This window comes from Stenotrophomonas sp. GQ19 (genome assembly GCF_059758695.1).
Window position 1 is genome coordinate 209,499 of the sequence record NZ_JCAXES010000001.1, and the last position, 16,938, is coordinate 226,436.

Sequence of the window (16,938 nt, forward strand, 5' to 3'; positions counted from 1 at the left end):
TCAGTGACGGGGTGTCAGGCGCCGGGCGAATTCATCCGGTGCCAGCCCGGGCGCGAACAGGAACCCTTGCCCGACCGTGACCCCCAGCGCCTGCAGGAAACGCCGCTGCGGCTCCGATTCGATGCCCTCTGCCACCAGGCCCAGCCCCAGGCTGCGCGCGATGCCGCAGACCGCCTCGCACACTGCCTCGTCGGAGCGGTTGCCCGGCACGCCCTCGACGAACAGCTGGCTCAGCTTGAGCCCGTGGATCGGCAGCCGGCGCAGGTAGTTCAGCGCGCTGTAGCCTTCACCGAAGTCGTCGATGGTCAGCTGCACGCCCATTTCACGCAGGCGCGCGAAGGTCTGCAGGGTGTCCGGCGCGTCCTCGATCAGCACCCGCTCGGTGAACTCCAGCTCCAGTGCGCTGCCCGGCAGGCCGAACTCGTCCAGTACCTGGCGCACGTGGCGGGCCAGGTCTTCGCCGACGAACTGCCGGTAGGACACGTTCACCGCCACCCGCACGATGCCCAGCCCGGCATCCTGCCACTGGCGGATCTGGCGGCAGGCCTCGCGCAGCACCCACAAGCCGATCCGCACGATGTCACCGGTGCTTTCGGCGTGGGCGATGAAGATGTCCGGGCGCAGTTCGCCCAGCTGCGAGTTGCGCCAGCGGATCAGGGCTTCGGCGGCCACCATGCGGCCGTCGTGCAGGCTGACCTGCGGCTGGTAGACCAGGTGGAACTCGTCGTCGTCCAGCGCGCGGTGCAGGCGGCTCTCGATCTGCAGGCGGTCGTGCTGGCGCTGCGCCAGCTCCGGGGAGAACACCTGCCAGCCGTTGCGGGTGCGCCGCTTGCAGTCGTACATGGCGATGTCGGCGTTCTGGATCAGCTGCTGCGGGCGCAGTCCGTCCTGCGGCGCGCGGGCGATGCCGATGCTGGTGGTCACCGCGAATTCGTCGCTGCCGAACCGGAACGGCGTGCTGAACCCGCGCGTGATCGCCTCGGCCAGACGCTCGGGTTGGTCGGCCTGGTCGCGGGTGTCGCAGACCACCAGGAATTCGTCGCCGCCGAAGCGTGCCAGCAGCCCTTCGGTGCCGATCGCGGTGGCGATGCGGCGGGTGGCATCGATCAGCAGTTCGTCGCCGGCGTTGTGGCCCAGCAGGTCGTTGACGGTCTTGAACCGGTCCAGATCGATGTACAGCACGGCCACCCGGCAATGGGTGGGGTTGGCCATGCGAGCGGCCAGGTCGTTGAGCACCGCATCGCGGTTCATGATGCCGGTGAGCGGATCAGTACGGGCCTGGATGCGCAGGGTTTCCTCGGCCTGCTTGCGCGCGGTGATGTCCTGCACGGTGCCGGCGATGCGCGCGGCATCCACGTCGCCGGCTTCGGCTTCGCCGATCATGCGTACCCAGAACGAATGTCCGTCGCCGCGCTGGCCCTGCAGCTCCAGCTCGAACGGCACCTGCTTGTCGATCACGTCCAGCAGCGCCTGCTGCAGCTGCGAGCGGTCGTCCACGCGCAGGCATTCCAGCAGGTGCGCCATGTCGTGCAGCGGCAGCTCCTGGCCCAGGATGCGATTGGCCTCGTCGGTGAGGTACAGCCGCTGCAGTCCGCGGTCCCACTCCCAGCCGCCGATGTGCGCCAGCGACTGGGCGCGGTCGAACAGGGCATTGGTGCGCTTGAGTTCGGTAATGTCGCTGAACATGCCGAACACGTGGTCCGGGCAGTCGCGGCCGGTGCCGAACACCGGCACGTTGGTGGTGGAGATCCAGATCATGCGGCCGCGCGGGCGGTGGTACAGCCCGACGATGGTGCTGCGGATGATCCGGCCGGTGCGCAGCGAGACCGCCGCCGGCCATTGCTCGCGGGTCAGCGGGTGGCCGTGTTCGTCCACGCAGATCCAGTCGTCCGGGGCCAGCATCGCCTGCAGGCTGCCGCCGTTGCCGGGGGTGCCCAGGATGCGGTGCGCGGCCGGGTTGGCCGAGACCACGCGCAGGTGGCTGTCGAACAGGACCACGCCCTTGTCGATCGACTCCATCAGCAGGCGGTAGCGCGATTCGGCCTGCCAGCGGCTGCTCAGGTCGCGCGCCACGGCCACGATGCAATGCTCGCCCTGGTGCTCGAACCCGGCCGAGTGCACTTCCACCGGGAAGCGGCTGCCGTCGCCGCGCATGTTGGTGACTTCGATGACGTAGGTTTCGCCCCGGTGCAGCGCTTCCCACACCGGGTCCAGGTGGTCGTTGGGCAGGTCCGGGTTGAGCAGTTCGATCGGCTGCCCGACGATGTCCTCGCGCGGGCGGCCATAGGCGCGCACGCCGGCCTTGTTGAGGTCCAGCACCACGCCCGATTCGCTCAGGATGCTGACCGGGTCGGGCACGGCATCGAACAGGGCGGTGTAGCGGCGCAGTGCCAGCTGGCGGTCGTCCATCGCTTCCTGCAGGGCCTGCTGCACCTCGCGCAGCAGGGTGCGCAGGTCGGCCTCGCCCGGCGGGCTTGCCAGGGCGCGATCCATGGCGGCCAGCGCGTGGACGTGGGCGGTGAGGTGATCACCGGCCGCAACGTCCCTGCGCGGGCCGCGGCGGCTCATGTGGCCGCCAGCGCCTTGCCGGCCTTGCTGCCGGTCTCGCGGCCCAGCCGCGCCGCCAGCCAGCGGCCGGTCGCGGCCAGCGCCGGCAGGTCGATGCCGGTGCGCATGCCGATGCCGTGCAGCAGGTACACCACGTCTTCGCTGGCGACATTGCCGCTGGCGCCCTTGGCGTACGGGCAGCCGCCCGCGCCGGACACGGCCGAATCGACCACGCGCACGCCTTCCTCCAGGCACGCATCGATGTTGGCCAGCGCCTGGCCGTAGGTGTCATGGAAATGCACGGCCAGCGCCGACATCGGCAGTTCGGCTGCCACCGCGTGCAGCATCGCGCGCGCCTTGCGCGGGGTGCCCACGCCGATGGTGTCGCCCAGCGAGATTTCGTAACAGCCCATGTCGTGCAGGGCGCGCGCCACCCGGACCACCTCGCTGACCGCCACTTCGCCCTGGTAGGGGCAGCCGAGCACGGTGGAGACGTAGCCGCGGACCTTGACCCCGTCGGCCTTGGCGCGCTCAAGGATCGGCGCGAAGCGGGCCAGCGATTCGTCGATGCCGGCGTTGGTGTTGGTGCGGTTGAAGGTTTCCGACGCCGCAGTGAATACCGCCACTTCCGAGACGCCCACGGCGCGGGCACGGTCGTAGCCCTGTTCGTTGGGCACCAGCACCGGGTAGGCGATGCCGGGGTGACGCTCGATGCCGGTGTAGACCTCAGCGGCATCGGCCAGCTGCGGCACCCAGCGCGGGCTGACGAAGCTGGTGGCTTCGATGGTGCGCAGGCCGGTCAGCGACAGCTGCCGGATCAGCTCGATCTTGTCGGCGGTGGCCACCGGCTGGGCTTCGTTCTGCAGGCCGTCACGCGGGCCGACTTCGACGATGCGGACGAAATCATCCATGGCAGGCCTCCCGGCGGACGGGATGGCGCACAGCAGGCTGCAGAAGGGGCAGGGGTCGGGTCACAGGGATACCAGGGGAAAGAGGGTGGCCCGCGTTCCCCGGCGGGCCACGAAAGGGGGATACGCGGGCTGGGCGACAAAGCGGCCAGCCCGCGGCGGGGAGCGCGGTCGTCGGGGGCGACCGGGGTGCTCAGCCCGGGGGGTGGCAGACCGCTTCGATGTTGTTGCCGTCCGGGTCGAGCACGAAGGCCCCGTAGTAGCTGGGGTGGTAGTACTCGCGGATGCCGGGCGCGCCATTGTCCTGGCCACCGGCCGCGAGCGCGGCGCGGTGGAACGCATCCACCGCCTCGCGGCTGTCGGCACTGAAGGCCACGTGCACGCCGCCGTGGGCGCCGGGGGCGTTGCCGATCCAGAAGTCCGGCTTGCCGGTGCGGCCGAAGCCGGCATGGTCATGGTCGCCGGTCTGTTCGGCGCTGACCTGCATCACCACGCGGATGCCCAGCGGGGCCAGGGCCTGCTGGAAAAACGACAGGCTGCGCGTGAAGTCGGCGCAGCGGATACCGATGTGGTCGAGCATGTGCGTGTCCTCAGTCCTGGGTGACCCAATGCGGGGCGCGCTTGTCCAGGAACGCGCCCAGGCCTTCCTGGCCCTCGGCCGACACCCGCAGGCGCGCGATCAGCGCGGCGTTGTCACGGTCAAGGGCGTCGCGGTCGCGGCCCACGCTGACCCGGCGCACCAGGTCCTTCGCCGACGCCGACGCCACCGGGCCGGCCTTGTCCAGCAGGCCCAGCTGGCGCTGGACCGCCTCGTCGATGCGTTCAGGTTCGATCAACTGGTGCACCAGACCGATCCGCAGCGCGGTTTCGGCGTCGAAATGCTCGCCGGTGGCAAACCAGCGACGGGCCTGGCGTGGGCCGATCGCGTCGATCACATAGGGGGAAATCACCGCCGGCAGCAGGCCCAGCCGGCTTTCGGTCAGGCCGAAGCGGGCGGTGGTGCTGGCAATGGCGATGTCGCAGCAGGCCACCAGGCCCACCCCGCCACCAAATGCGGCACCCTGCACCCGCGCGATGGTGGGCTTGGGCAGCTCGTCCAGGGTGCGCATCAGCCGCGCCAGCGCCAGCGAATCCTCGCGGTTGGCGTCCTCGCTGGCGGCTGCCATGCCGCGCATCCACTGCATGTCCGCGCCGGCCGAGAACGAGGCGCCCTGGCCGGCCAGCACCACCGCGCGCACCTGCTCGTCACGGCCGGCCGCTTCCAGCGCGGCGGTGAGCTGGGCGATCAGGGCCGCATCGAAGGCGTTGTGCAGGGCGGGGCGGTTCAGCCACAGCGTCAGTACCGCGGCACTGCGTTCAATCCGTAATGCATCACTCATGGGGGGCCTGCGGTTACTCCATACATGTACGGATCATAGCGGGCCATGGGGCACGGGCAATGACGCGGCGCGGCGATGCTAGAATTGATAACCATTCCTGATTGGCAAGAAGGCGCTCCGTGACGTTGTCCGATCTGCCTCTGCACGGTTCCGCCCTGGTGGACGCCGTGCAGGACCTACATGCAAACGATGCGATCGCCCGCCGGCTCCGTGAGCTGGGTTTCGTCAAGGGCGAGGATGTGCGTCTGGTAGCCCGTGGGCCGGTGGGCGGTGAACCGCTGCTGGTGCAGGTCGGGTTCACGCGCTTCGCCCTGCGCCGCAGCGAGGCCCGGCGCATCCTGGTCACCGCGATCCCGGCCGGAGCGGCGCCATGAGTGCGGTGGCGCTGCCCCTGCGCGTGGCGCTGGTGGGCAACCCGAACAGCGGCAAGACCGCGCTGTTCAACCAGCTCACCGGCAGCCGCCAGAAGGTGGCCAACTACACCGGCGTCACCGTCGAGCGCAAGGAAGGCCGCCTGCGTGCGCCGTCCGGGCGCGAGTTCGCCGTGCTCGACCTGCCGGGTGCCTACAGCCTGCAGCCGGCCAGCCTGGACGAGGCCATCACCCGTGACCTGTGCCGGGGCTTCTACCCGGGCGAGGCCGCGCCGGACGTGCTGCTGTGCGTGATCGACGCCACCAACCTGCGCCTGCACCTGCGCTTCGCGCTGGAACTGCGCGAGCTGGGCAAGCCGATGATCGTGGCGCTGAACATGGTGGATGCGGCCGAGCGCCGTGGCATCAAGATCGACGTACCGGCGCTGGAGCAGGCGCTGGGCGTGCCGGTGGTGGAAACCGTGGCGGTGCGCCGCAACGGTGCCCAGGCGCTGGTCGCGCGGCTGGACGCGATGGTGCCGCATCTGCAGGCGCCCGTGGCGCTGCCCGATGCGGACGCGGATTACCACGCGCAGGTGCGCGGCATCCTGGCCGCGTCGGTCAGCATGCCCACCCGCACCGCGAAGATCGATGACGCGCTGGACCGCTGGCTGCTGCACCCGGTGTTCGGGCTGATCACCCTGGTGGTGGTGATGTTCCTGATCTTCCAGGCGGTGTTTGCCTGGGCCACGCCGCTGATGGACGGCATCGAGGCCGGCTTCGGCTGGCTGGGCGAGACTGTGGCCACGGTGCTGCCCGAAGGCCCGCTGACCAGTCTGCTCACCGACGGCATCATTGCCGGCGTGGGCGGGGTGGTGGTGTTCCTGCCGCAGATCCTGATCCTGTTCGCCTTCATCCTGGCGTTGGAGGAATCGGGCTACCTGCCGCGCGCGGCGTTCCTGCTGGATCGCATGATGGCCGCCGCCGGGCTGTCCGGGCGGTCGTTCATCCCGCTGTTGTCCAGCTTCGCCTGTGCGGTGCCGGGCATCATGGCCACGCGCAGCATCCAAGACCCCCGCGACCGCCTTGCCACGATTCTGGTGGCACCGCTGATGACCTGTTCGGCGCGACTGCCGGTGTATGCGCTGCTGATTGGTGCGTTCATTCCGGCCAAGACCCTATGGGGCTTCGTCAGCCAGCAGGGGTTGATCCTGTTCGGCCTGTACATGGCCGGCATCCTCAGCGCGCTGGCGATGTCGTGGGTGATGAAGAAGTGGCGCCGCGACAAGAGCGAGCACCCGCTGATGCTGGAGCTGCCGTCGTACCGCATTCCGCACCCGCGTGATCTGGCTGTCGGCCTGTACGAGCGCGGCATGATCTTCCTCAAGCGCGTGGGCGGCATCATCCTGTCGTTGACCATCCTGCTGTGGGTGTTGCTGAAGTTCCCGGCGGCACCGGCCAACGCGACCATGCCGGCCATCGACTACAGCTTTGCCGGGCAGATCGGTCATGCCATGACCACGATCTTCGCGCCGCTGGGCTTCAACTGGCAGATCTGCATCGCCCTGATCCCGGGCATGGGCGCGCGCGAAGTGGCGGTGTCCTCGCTGGCCACGATCTACGCGTTGTCCGCTGCCGACGATGATGCCGCGATCCAGGCGCTGACCCCGGTGGTGGCCCATGGCTGGTCGCTGGCCACGGGTCTGTCGCTGCTGGTGTGGTTCATCTACGCGCCGATGTGCATTTCCACCCTGGCCACGATCAAGCGTGAAACCAACTCGTGGAAGCAGGTGGGCTTTGCCACCGTCTACCTGTTCGCCGCGGCCTATCTTGCCGCGCTGGTCACCTACCAGGTGACCGTGGCACTGGGCGGCGGCTGATGAGTACCGGCCTGCTGCTGCAGTACATCGTGGTGGTGCTGATCGTGCTGGTCAGCGCCTGGGTCGTGCTGAAAAAGCAGTTCCCGGGCACCGTGCGCAAGGCGCGCGGGGCGATCGCGCTGGGGCTGGTGAAGCCGCAGCGTGCCGCCTGGCTGCAGGCCCTCGGGCGGAAGATCGCGCCCCCGGCCAGCGGCGGCGGTGGCGCCTGCGGTGGCTGTGACAGCTGCGGCCCGAGCACCCCGAAACAGCACTGAATCAGCCCGCGTAGCGCCGGGCTCTGCCCGGCAGCCCTTCGGCCAATGATGCGGGGATCTGACCCAAGCCGCGTAGCGCCGGGCTCTGCCCGGCTGCTCTCCGGCCAATGGCGCGGGGATCTGACACAAGCCGGGCAGAGCCCGGCGCTACGACGTCGCCCTCGAGCGTAGAGCCGGGCTTTGCCCGGCTGCTCTTCTGACGCAAGCCGGGCAGAGCCCGGCTCTACGATGCGTCAGCGGGCCTGCCGGCCCAGCTGCTCTGCCTGCTGCAGCCACGCCTCGCGCTGCGCCTCGGAAGCGCTGCGCACCGGTCCGAAGCCGCTGATCTTCACGGGCCGGATGCCGCAGAAGTCCAGGATCGTCCGCCGGATCTGCTGGTGCCCCGGCATGCGGTACACCCAGCGGTAGTACCAGGGCGGGGTGTCCAGGGTGGTGATCACCCGCGCGCTGCGTCCGGCCAACAGGCGGTCCCACCACACCGAATCGGCGCGGTAGCGGAACGCGACCCCGGGCAGGAAGGCGCGGTCGAAGAAGCCCTTGAGCAACGCCGGCATGCCGCCCCACCAGGTGGGGTACACCAGCACCAGGTGCTGGCAGGCGGCGATGGCGGCGTTGATCTGTTCAAGGCCCGGTTCCAGCGGCTGGATCTGACGGTAACCGTGGCGCAGGATCGGGTCGAAGTCGATCTCGCCCAGCGCGAACAGCTGCACCTGGTGGCCGGCGGCCAACGCGGCGTGTTGGTAACGCGCGGCCAGCGCGCCGCACAGGCTGTCGCGGTCGGGATGGCCAAGCAGGATGACGATGGATCGGGACATGCGGGCGCTCGTTGCGGGGTGGTGCAGGCTACGGTCTGCCCCATGGGGCAGAGTCAAGCCGCCACGCACGCGCCCTGGGTCAGGCAGGCATCGAGCGGGCCGTGGTGGCCGTCGGCCGCCAGCAGGGCCACCTCGGCACGCAGGTCGGTCAGTGCGGTGTCGAGCTGCCGCAGCCGCGCCAGTTCGGCGCGGACGGCGTGCTGCCGTGATGCCAGCAGGGCCTGCACCTGGTCCCAGTCGATGCTGCCGTCATCGCGGCGCAGCGCGGCCACGTCGGCCAACCGGAAGCCCAGTACCAGCGCCTGGCGGATCAACAGCACCAGGTTGAGGTCCTGTTCGCTGTAGTGGCGGTAACGGTTGACGCGCGGCACCGTGGCCAGCAGGCCGCGTGCCTCGTACAGGCGGATCGCCTTCTGGCTGGCGCCGCTGCGCCGGGCCACTTCGGAAATGAGCATGTCAGTCGCGCACCATGTCGCCGGTGACACGTACACGTTGCTGCGAACGCTGCATGGGTGACGGCCTGAAAAAACAGGTGCACAGGGTAGCAAGCGGGAGCATGCGCGCCGTATTTGCCCTTGTGCAGGCCTGCCCGCACCGCTAGCCTGCGGGCATGACCACTCCCCCTCTTCGTTTGCTCATCCACGGCGCGTCCGGACGCATGGGCCAGGCCCTGCTGCGGCTCGCTGCCGAACACTCTTCCTTGCAGATCGTCGCCGCGGTGACGCGCCGTTCACCGGCGCAACGGGTGGTGGACGGTGTACCGCATTTCGCCAGCAGCGAACTGGCCGGTGCGCCCACCTTCGACGTGGCCATCGACTTCAGCCTGCCCGAAGGCTTCGACCCGATCCTGGCGCTGTGCGTCGAACGTGGCGCCGGGTTGGTGTCGGGCACCACCGGGCTCAGCGAGGCGCAGCGCCAGGCGCTGATCCAGGCGGCCGCCGGCATCCCGCTGGTGTGGGCGTCCAACTTCAGCCTGGGCGTGGCGGTACTGGACGAGCTGGTCGAGCGCGCCGCGGCGGCGCTGGCGGGCTGGAACTGCGACATCGTCGAGTCGCACCACGTGCACAAGCAGGACGCACCCTCCGGGACCGCGCTGACGCTGGGTGCCGCGGCGCAGAAGGGTGGGGCAGAGCCGCATTACGCCAGCCTGCGCGCCGGGGACATCGTAGGCGAGCATCTGGTCCAGTTCACCGGGCTGGGCGAGCGCATCGAGCTGACCCACCGTGCCACCAACCGGGACATCTTCGCCCGCGGCGCGCTGTTTGCCGCCACCCAGCTGGCCGGCCGCGCGCCCGGCAGCTACCGGGTCCGCGACCTGCTGGCCGGGGCCACCCGGCCGCTGCTGGCTGAACGCGCTGGCTGAACAGGCCGGCCGGTCCGCCCGGACCGACCGGCCCGGCGGGGCCGCGAGCGCTGCGCTGGCTGAACCCCGGGCGCGGTGATCGCGCCCGTACGTCAGCGCATGCATGTAAACGCTGGCGTCGCAGCCCCCTTGCCTTTACAATTCCCGCTCGCCGAATCACGACAGCCGGACCGGTCCCGCACCGCAGTCCGCGCTTTTTTGCAGCCGCTTTTTCGTGGAGCGCAGGCGTGACTTCGGTGCCCCCATCGGTAGCCAAAGTGAGATCTCCGTGACCCAAGCCGCAATCCTCGTCCTCGAAGACGGCACCGTATTCGAGGGCGAATCCGTAGGCGCGCCCGGCCTGTCCGTCGGCGAGGTGGTGTTCAACACCGCCATGACCGGTTATCAGGAAGTGCTGACTGATCCTTCCTACGCCCGGCAGATGGTCACGCTGACCTACCCGCATATCGGCAACACCGGCATGACCGACCAGGACGACGAGGCCCACAAGGTGTGGTCGGCCGGTCTGATCGTGCGCGACGTGCCGCGCCGTCCCAGCAACTGGCGCAGCCAGGTGTCGCTGCAGGACTGGCTGCTGCAGCGCGGCGTGGTGGCCATCTCCGGCATCGACACCCGCAAGCTGACCCGCATCCTGCGTGAGCGCGGCGCCCAGAACGGTGCGCTGATGGCCGGTGACGGCATCAATGTGGAGACCGCCCTGGAAGCAGCGCGCAAGTTCCCGGGCCTGAAGGGCATGGATCTGGCCAAGGTGGTGAGCACCGACAAGGCTTACCCGTGGACCGAAGGCCAGCTGGACCTGGACAACAACGAGTTCGTCAGCGCCGCCCCGAAGTTCAAGGTCGTGGCCTACGACTTCGGCGCAAAGCTCAACATCCTGCGCATGCTGGCCGAGCGTGGCTGTGACATCACCGTGGTGCCGGCGCAGACCCCGGCCGCCGACGTGCTGGCGATGAACTCGGACGGCGTGTTCCTGTCCAACGGCCCGGGTGACCCGGAACCGTGCGACTACGCCATCGAGGCGATCAAGGTGTTCCTGGACAAGAAGCTGCCGGTGTTCGGCATCTGCCTGGGCCACCAGCTGCTGGCGCTGGCCTCCGGTGCCAAGACGGTCAAGATGGGCCACGGCCACCACGGCGCGAACCACCCGGTGCAGGACCTGGACGATGGCCGGGTGATGATCACCTCGCAGAACCACGGCTTCGCGGTGGATGAAGCCACGCTGCCGGCCACCCTGCGCGTGACCCACCGCTCGCTGTTCGATGGCACCAACCAGGGCATCGCACGCACCGACGTGCCGGCGTTCTCGTTCCAGGGCCATCCGGAAGCCTCGCCGGGTCCGCACGACGTGGCACCGCTGTTCGACCGTTTCGTGACCCTGATGGCGCAGGCCAAGGCCTGATCCGCCGCCGCCGGTGCCCCCGGCGGCATCGCGACGGAACGCGAGTCCCTGCAGTGCCGCAGCCCTTGGCGCGGCGCTGCACCCCCGGAAGTTTCCTGATCGACAGCGTGCGATCACCCCGACACGCTGTACTGACTTAGAGAAGACAATGCCAAAGCGCACTGACCTTAAAACCATCCTCATCATCGGTGCTGGCCCGATCGTCATCGGCCAGGCCTGTGAGTTCGACTACTCCGGCGCGCAGGCCTGCAAGGCGCTGCGGGACGAGGGGTATCGCGTGGTGCTGGTCAACAGCAATCCGGCCACGATCATGACCGACCCGGAGATGGCCGACGCCGTCTACATCGAGCCGATCAACTGGCAGACGGTCGAGAAGATCATCGCCAAGGAAAAGCCCGACGCGCTGCTGCCGACCATGGGCGGCCAGACCGCGCTGAACTGCGCACTGGACCTGGCCGACAACGGCGTGCTGGAGAAGTACAACGTTGAACTGATCGGCGCCAAGCGCGACGCGATCCGCATGGCCGAAGACCGCGAGCTGTTCCGCGTGGCCATGGGCGAGATCGGCCTGGACTGCCCGTCGGCCGCCGTCGCGCACACGCTGGAAGAAGCGATCGAGATCCAGACCCGCGTCGGCTACCCGACCATCATCCGCCCCAGCTTCACCCTGGGCGGCAGCGGCGGCGGCATCGCCTACAACCGCGAAGAGCTGGTCGATATCGTGACCCGCGGCCTGGAACTGTCGCCGACCACCGAAGTGCTGGTGGAAGAGTCGGTGCTGGGCTGGAAGGAATTCGAGATGGAGGTGGTGCGCGACACCGCCGACAACTGCATCATCGTCTGCTCGATCGAGAACCTGGACCCGATGGGCGTGCACACCGGTGACTCGATCACCGTGGCCCCGGCCCAGACCCTGACCGACAAGGAATACCAGCGCCTGCGCGATGCCTCGATCGCCGTGCTGCGCAAGATCGGCGTGGATACCGGCGGCTCGAACGTACAGTTCGGCATCAGCCCGACCACCGGCCGCGTGGTGGTGATCGAAATGAACCCGCGCGTGTCGCGTTCGTCGGCGCTGGCCTCCAAGGCCACCGGCTTCCCGATCGCCAAGGTCGCGGCCAAGCTGGCCGTGGGTTACACCCTCGACGAATTGAAGAACGAGATCACCGGCGGCCTGACCCCGGCCTCGTTCGAGCCGTCGATCGACTACGTTGTCACCAAGATCCCGCGCTTCGCCTTCGAGAAGTTCCCGGCCGCCGATGCGCGCCTGACCACCCAGATGAAGTCGGTGGGCGAGGTGATGGCGATGGGCCGCACCTTCCAGGAATCGCTGCAGAAGGCCCTGCGTGGCCTGGAAACCGGCAAGATCGGGCTGGACCCGACCGGCCTGGACCTGGCCAACGAAGACGACATCACCACCATCAAGCGCGAGCTCAAGGCCCCGGGCCCGGAGCGTCTGTTCTTCGTGGGTGATGCGTTCCGTGCCGGCTTCAGCGTGGAAGAGGTGTTCGCGCTGTCGCACATCGATCCGTGGTTCCTGGACCAGATCGAAGAGATCATCCAGGCCGAAGCACAGGTCGCGGCCGAGGGTATCGACGCACTGGACGGCGCACGCCTGCGCAAGCTCAAGCGCGCCGGTTTCTCCGACGCCCGCCTGGCCGAACTGACCGGTACCAACGAAGCGGCCGTGCGCGCGCTGCGCCGTGCGCACAAGGTGCGCCCGGTGTACAAGCGCGTGGATTCCTGCGCCGCCGAGTTCGGCACCAGCACGGCCTACCTGTACTCGACCTACGAGGACGAGTGCGAAGCCGCGCCGAGCAACCGCGACAAGATCATGATCCTGGGCGGCGGTCCGAACCGCATCGGCCAGGGCATCGAGTTCGACTACTGCTGCGTGCACGCGGCACTGGCGCTGCGCGAGGATGGCTATGAAACCATCATGGTCAACTGCAACCCGGAAACCGTCTCCACCGATTACGACACCTCCGACCGCCTGTACTTCGAGCCGCTGACGCTGGAAGACGTGCTGGAGATCGTCGAGCTGGAACAGCCCAAGGGCGTGATCGTGCAGTACGGCGGCCAGACCCCGCTGAAGCTGGCGCGCGCGCTGGAAGCCAACGGCGTGCCGGTGATCGGCACCTCGCCGGACTCCATCGACCTGGCCGAAGACCGCGAGCGCTTCCAGCAGCTGGTGGACAAGCTGGGCCTGAAGCAGCCGCCGAACCGCATCGCCCGCAACGACCAGGAAGCCCTGCTGCTGGCGCGCGAGATCGGCTACCCGCTGGTGGTGCGCCCGAGCTACGTGCTGGGCGGCCGCGCGATGGAAATCGTGTACGGCGAATCCGACCTGGCCCGCTACGTGCGTGACGCGGTGAAGGTGTCCAACGATTCGCCGGTGCTGCTGGACCGCTTCCTGGACAACGCGGTGGAAGTGGACGTGGACATCATTGCCGACAAGGACGGCAACGTGCTGATCGGCGGCGTGATGGAGCACATCGAAGAAGCCGGCGTGCATTCGGGCGATTCGTCCTGCTCGCTGCCGCCGTACTCGCTGTCGGCCGAGACCCAGGCCGAGCTGCGCCGCCAGGTGGTGGAACTGGCCAAGGCCCTGAACGTGGTCGGCCTGATGAACACCCAGTTCGCGATCCAGGCCGGTGAGAACGGCGAAGACATCGTGTACCTGCTGGAAGTGAACCCGCGTGCCTCGCGCACCGTGCCGTTCGTGTCCAAGGCCACCGGCATGGCGCTGGCCAAGATCGCCGCGCGCTGCATGGCCGGCATGACCCTGGCCGAGCAGGGCGCGCTCAAGGAGATCGTGCCGGACTACTACTCGGTCAAGGAAGCGATCTTCCCGTTCGCCAAGTTCCAGGGCGTCGACCCGATCCTCGGGCCGGAGATGCGCTCCACCGGTGAGGTGATGGGCGTGGGCCGCAGCTTCAGCGCCGCCTTCGCGCGTGCGCAGGAGGCCGGTGGCATCAAGGCCCCGCCGCTGGGCAAGGCGTTCGTGTCGGTGCGTGACCCGGACAAGCAGCGCGTGCTGCCGGTGGCCAAGCTGCTGCTGGAGCGTGGCTACACGCTGGTGGCCACGCGTGGCACCGGTGCCTGGCTGCAGCAGCACGGCATGGACTGCGAGATCGTCAACAAGGTGGTCGAAGGCCGTCCGCACATCGTCGACTCGATCAAGAACGGCGAGATCGTGTATATCGTCAACACGACCGAAGGGCGTGCGGCGATCAACGACTCGTTCTCGATCCGTCGCGAGGCGCTGCAGCACCGCGTCACCTATTCGACCACCATTGCCGGCGCCAAGGCGCTGGTGCAATCACTGGAATTCCGCGGGACCGGCCCGGTCTGGTCGCTGCAGGAACTGCACAAGGAGTTGAACGCATGAGAGCACCGATCACGTTGAAGGGCGCGCAGCGTCTGCGCGAAGAGCTGGACCACCTGAAGTCGGTCAAGCGCCCCAAGGTCATCGCGGCGATCGCCGAAGCGCGCGAACACGGCGATCTCAAGGAGAACGCCGAGTACCACGCCGCGCGCGAAGAGCAGGGCTTCATCGAAGGCCGCATCAAGCAGCTGGAAGGCGAGCTGTCGCACGCCGAGATCATCGACATCACCAAGCTCAACGCCGGCAGCAAGGTGGTGTTTGGTGCCACCGTCGAGCTGTCGGACGTGGAAAGCGACGAGGAAAAGCGCTACCAGATCGTGGGTGACCTGGAGGCGGACATCAAGCTCGGCCTGATCGCCATCTCCTCGCCGCTGGCGCGTGCGTTGATCGGCAAGCTGGAAGGCGATGCGGTCACCATCGACGCACCGGCCGGCCAGCGCGAGTACGAAATCGTCAGCGTCCAGTACCTGGACTGAAACGATGGCCACCGCGACGCTGCTGTTGCCGGCGCGCAGCCGGTTCCCGGCCACGCCCTTGCCCGATGACGTGGCAAAGGCGCTCGGGCGGGCCGAACGCAGCAGTGTCCAGGCCGGTGAGGACGCCCAGCTGCAGCGGCATTTCCAGCTGCAGCCGGCGCACTGGCCGGTTGCCGCGTTGACCCGCCAGCTGGACGTGGGCGACGCGGGCGAGGCGATCTGGCTGCGTGCCGACCCGGCCCATGTGGTGCCGGACATGCAGGGCGCGCGGATGATGGGCCACGGCGACACGCTGCGGCCCGACGCCGAAGACGTGGCCCAGCTGCTGCCGGCGTTGCAGCCGCTGTTTGCCGGGTTCGGGTTCACCCTGGATGCGCCGGTGCCGTCGCGCTGGTACCTGCGCTTGCCGCCGGGCACCACCTTGCCGGTATTCGATTCCCCCGATGACGTGCTCGGCGATGACCTGTTCACGCATCTGCCCGAAGGCGACGCCGGGCGCCGCTGGCGTGCCCTGCTGACCGAAGCGCAGGTGGTGCTGCATACCCACCCGTGGAATGAGCAGCGCACGGCGGCGGGCAAACGTGCCATCAATTCGTTGTGGTTCTGGGGCGGCGGTGAGCTTCCCCAGGCCGTGCATACCCCGCACGCGCAGGTACGCAGCCGCGAGGCACTGCTGCAGGCGTTGGCCCGTGCGGCCGGCGTGCACGCCGATGGCGAGCAGCAGGTGGACGCGCTGGTGGATCTTCGCCAGCTGCGGTCGCTTGATCAGCTGGGCAAGGATGCGATCCGGCCGCTGCTGGTGGCGGTGCAGCGCGGCGAGCTGCGTCGCCTGGTCCTGGATTTCGAAGACGGCGTGCGTTTCGAGATCGACAAGGGCCAGCGCTGGCGCTTCTGGAAGAAGCCGGTCCAGCTTCACGACACCTGAGTACAGCGCCGACCGAAGGTCGGCGTTCCTGCCTCTGGCCAGCGCCAGGGCTCAGCGCAATTCTGTCTCGAACGTGGCCAGGTGCCAGAAGCCGCCCGGCATGGCCCGGCACAGCCCGGTCACGTATTCGCGGCTCACCACGAACCGCGTGCCATCCCAGACCCAGTAGCGCCCGAACCCGCAGCGTCCCAGCGTCCGCTCGTCCCTCTCTTCGTAGAGCACCGCGTCCGGAGGCCGCAGGAACACGTGTGCGGTGGTGACCAGCGCCGGCTCGAACGGCGGTTGCGCGCGGATCACCCAGCTCGGCCCGCTCCCGTAGTAGCCCGGCCCGTGGCAGGTCATGGACGCCAGCAGGTGCACCGGGTCCAGCCGGTGCACGTCCAGTGATGTCGATTCCACCCGATCCTCCTGCCATGCGCACACCGCCTGCATGTCACGGCCGGCCAACAGCGCGTCCATCAGGTCCTTGCGCTCGGCAAGCGCCGCATCGTTCGGCCGTGTTTCCGCCAGCGGTGGCGGATTCTTCAGCACCGGCCTGGGCAAGGCCGGCGGCACGCTCGACTCCGGCCGGGTGCCGCGCTGGATCAGCGCGCCGGGGGTGTCGAGCCGGTCCTGCGCCGCGTCCATCTTCAGCAGCAGGGCCGTGGCACCGCGGTTGGAAATGGGCCAGGCGCTGCCGGCCGCATCCACGATCGCGATGGGCGCATCGCGCCGTAGCGCGGCCAGCAGCGCCTCGACCTGCGCACGACTGAGCGAGACCGGTGCCTCGGGCTGCGTGGGAACCACCGCACCCAGCGCACGGCCGTCCACGCGCAGCTGCAGCGCGCCGGTGGGCTTGGCCGCGGGCGGCGCGCTTCCCGCATCGAGATACTCCTCGCCGTCCACGTAGCCCAGCATTGCCGTGACCGGGGTATCCGGCCCGCCGGCACGTTCGAACAGCAGGCTGAAGGCCAGCGGTGCGTCGGCGCTGAATCCGGCGGCGCGGCAGGTACGGGTGTTGTCACAGGCCAGCAGCCAATCGTGCTCGAAGAACGACGTACCCAGTGAAGAAGCCGTTGCGGCGGTGACCGGTGCCAGCGAGAGGGCCATGGCCAGGCGCAGCGGCAATGCAGAGAAAGGCATGAAATAGTCGGGTTAAAGCGGGCAGGGAGTATCCAACATCGGCGCATGCACGGGAACGCATGTGTCGACCGATACACCCGCAGAGCAGCTACCGGAGCCAGCCGGTATCATGGCGGCACTCTCTGCAACCCG

15 protein-coding genes are annotated in these 16,938 nt (G+C 68.7%); 8 read left to right on the top strand and 7 right to left on the bottom strand.

What is annotated here, in order from left to right:
* The 4 genes from AC6CHL_RS00910 to AC6CHL_RS00925 all read right to left on the bottom strand — a co-directional run bounded on the left by AC6CHL_RS00910 (position 1) and on the right by AC6CHL_RS00925 (position 4,834).
* Positions 1 to 2,568 carry a sensor domain-containing protein gene (locus AC6CHL_RS00910; protein ID WP_038688591.1) on the bottom strand — a complete coding sequence of 856 codons (2,568 nt, stop codon included), beginning with the start codon at positions 2,566 to 2,568 and terminating at the stop codon, positions 1 to 3.
* Positions 2,565 to 3,458 (bottom strand): hydroxymethylglutaryl-CoA lyase, encoded by an 894-nt coding sequence (locus AC6CHL_RS00915; protein WP_498292862.1) that lies wholly within the window; start codon positions 3,456 to 3,458, stop codon positions 2,565 to 2,567. Before AC6CHL_RS00915 ends, AC6CHL_RS00910 begins: the two co-directional genes overlap by 4 nt.
* A gap of 190 nt (positions 3,459 to 3,648) precedes the next feature.
* Positions 3,649 to 4,035: a VOC family protein gene (locus AC6CHL_RS00920; protein WP_498292864.1), complete on the bottom strand. Its 387-nt coding sequence runs from the start codon at positions 4,033 to 4,035 to the stop codon at positions 3,649 to 3,651.
* A gap of 10 nt (positions 4,036 to 4,045) precedes the next feature.
* Entirely contained in the window at positions 4,046 to 4,834 is a 789-nt protein-coding gene (locus AC6CHL_RS00925) for an enoyl-CoA hydratase-related protein (RefSeq protein ID WP_498292866.1), read from the bottom strand.
* 119 nt (positions 4,835 to 4,953) lie between these two features.
* Between AC6CHL_RS00925 and AC6CHL_RS00930 the strand changes: the two genes are divergently transcribed.
* Genes AC6CHL_RS00930 through AC6CHL_RS00940 form a run of 3 tightly spaced genes read left to right on the top strand, consistent with a single transcriptional unit; the run spans position 4,954 to position 7,318 of the window.
* Positions 4,954 to 5,208, top strand: coding sequence for a FeoA family protein (locus AC6CHL_RS00930; RefSeq protein WP_498292868.1), 255 nt, complete (start codon positions 4,954 to 4,956; stop codon positions 5,206 to 5,208).
* Positions 5,205 to 7,064, top strand: coding sequence for a ferrous iron transport protein B (gene feoB / locus AC6CHL_RS00935; protein ID WP_038688581.1), 1,860 nt, complete (start codon positions 5,205 to 5,207; stop codon positions 7,062 to 7,064). The genes AC6CHL_RS00930 and feoB overlap by 4 nt, the downstream gene beginning before the upstream one ends.
* Positions 7,064 to 7,318 (top strand): DUF6587 family protein, encoded by a 255-nt coding sequence (locus tag AC6CHL_RS00940; RefSeq protein WP_137189385.1) that lies wholly within the window; start codon positions 7,064 to 7,066, stop codon positions 7,316 to 7,318. The genes feoB and AC6CHL_RS00940 overlap by 1 nt, the downstream gene beginning before the upstream one ends.
* Before the next feature lie 233 nt (positions 7,319 to 7,551).
* Here AC6CHL_RS00940 and AC6CHL_RS00945 read toward each other — a convergent pair whose 3' ends face one another.
* Complete coding sequence (locus AC6CHL_RS00945; protein ID WP_038688578.1) at positions 7,552 to 8,133, bottom strand: NAD(P)H-dependent oxidoreductase; 582 nt, start codon at positions 8,131 to 8,133, stop codon at positions 7,552 to 7,554.
* Positions 8,134 to 8,186: 53 nt separating this feature from the next.
* The gene (locus AC6CHL_RS00950; protein WP_038688576.1) at positions 8,187 to 8,588 is read right to left on the bottom strand and encodes a MerR family transcriptional regulator; all 402 of its coding nucleotides are present in this window, start codon (positions 8,586 to 8,588) and stop codon (positions 8,187 to 8,189) included.
* A 155-nt stretch (positions 8,589 to 8,743) separates the two neighbouring features.
* Here AC6CHL_RS00950 and dapB point away from each other — a divergent pair, with 155 nt between their 5' ends.
* From dapB to AC6CHL_RS00975, 5 genes are all read left to right on the top strand, one after another.
* A complete protein-coding gene (gene dapB / locus AC6CHL_RS00955) occupies positions 8,744 to 9,496 on the top strand; it encodes a 4-hydroxy-tetrahydrodipicolinate reductase (protein WP_498292871.1) in 753 nt (250 codons plus the stop codon).
* A gap of 268 nt (positions 9,497 to 9,764) precedes the next feature.
* Entirely contained in the window at positions 9,765 to 10,895 is a 1,131-nt protein-coding gene (gene carA / locus AC6CHL_RS00960) for a glutamine-hydrolyzing carbamoyl-phosphate synthase small subunit (protein WP_498292873.1), read from the top strand.
* 148 nt (positions 10,896 to 11,043) lie between these two features.
* Entirely contained in the window at positions 11,044 to 14,286 is a 3,243-nt protein-coding gene (carB, locus tag AC6CHL_RS00965; RefSeq protein ID WP_038688570.1) for a carbamoyl-phosphate synthase large subunit, read from the top strand.
* An 8-nt stretch (positions 14,287 to 14,294) separates the two neighbouring features.
* Positions 14,295 to 14,759 carry a transcription elongation factor GreA gene (gene greA, locus AC6CHL_RS00970; RefSeq protein ID WP_026069738.1) on the top strand — a complete coding sequence of 155 codons (465 nt, stop codon included), beginning with the start codon at positions 14,295 to 14,297 and terminating at the stop codon, positions 14,757 to 14,759.
* A 4-nt stretch (positions 14,760 to 14,763) separates the two neighbouring features.
* Complete coding sequence (locus tag AC6CHL_RS00975) at positions 14,764 to 15,684, top strand: phosphoglycerate mutase (protein WP_498292875.1); 921 nt, start codon at positions 14,764 to 14,766, stop codon at positions 15,682 to 15,684.
* 51 nt (positions 15,685 to 15,735) lie between these two features.
* On the opposite strand, the gene AC6CHL_RS00980 is transcribed toward AC6CHL_RS00975, so the two are convergent.
* Positions 15,736 to 16,806, bottom strand: a complete 1,071-nt coding sequence (locus AC6CHL_RS00980) for a DUF1176 domain-containing protein (protein WP_498292877.1) — start codon at positions 16,804 to 16,806, stop codon at positions 15,736 to 15,738.
* Between the last annotated feature and the right edge of the window lie 132 nt (positions 16,807 to 16,938).

Excerpts from the sequence above, each read along its gene's own strand:
- AC6CHL_RS00910 (WP_038688591.1), bottom strand. The coding sequence starts at position 2,568 with ATGAGCCGCCGCGGCCCGCGCAGGGACGTTGCGGCCGGTGATCACCTC.
- AC6CHL_RS00915 (WP_498292862.1), bottom strand. The coding sequence starts at position 3,458 with ATGGATGATTTCGTCCGCATCGTCGAAGTCGGCCCGCGTGACGGCCTG.
- AC6CHL_RS00920 (WP_498292864.1), bottom strand. The coding sequence starts at position 4,035 with ATGCTCGACCACATCGGTATCCGCTGCGCCGACTTCACGCGCAGCCTG.
- AC6CHL_RS00925 (WP_498292866.1), bottom strand. The coding sequence starts at position 4,834 with ATGAGTGATGCATTACGGATTGAACGCAGTGCCGCGGTACTGACGCTG.
- feoB (WP_038688581.1), top strand. The coding sequence starts at position 5,205 with ATGAGTGCGGTGGCGCTGCCCCTGCGCGTGGCGCTGGTGGGCAACCCG.
- AC6CHL_RS00940 (WP_137189385.1), top strand. The coding sequence starts at position 7,064 with ATGAGTACCGGCCTGCTGCTGCAGTACATCGTGGTGGTGCTGATCGTG.
- AC6CHL_RS00945 (WP_038688578.1), bottom strand. The coding sequence starts at position 8,133 with ATGTCCCGATCCATCGTCATCCTGCTTGGCCATCCCGACCGCGACAGC.
- AC6CHL_RS00950 (WP_038688576.1), bottom strand. The coding sequence starts at position 8,588 with ATGCTCATTTCCGAAGTGGCCCGGCGCAGCGGCGCCAGCCAGAAGGCG.
- dapB (WP_498292871.1), top strand. The coding sequence starts at position 8,744 with ATGACCACTCCCCCTCTTCGTTTGCTCATCCACGGCGCGTCCGGACGC.
- carB (WP_038688570.1), top strand. The coding sequence starts at position 11,044 with ATGCCAAAGCGCACTGACCTTAAAACCATCCTCATCATCGGTGCTGGC.
- AC6CHL_RS00975 (WP_498292875.1), top strand. The coding sequence starts at position 14,764 with ATGGCCACCGCGACGCTGCTGTTGCCGGCGCGCAGCCGGTTCCCGGCC.
- AC6CHL_RS00980 (WP_498292877.1), bottom strand. The coding sequence starts at position 16,806 with ATGCCTTTCTCTGCATTGCCGCTGCGCCTGGCCATGGCCCTCTCGCTG.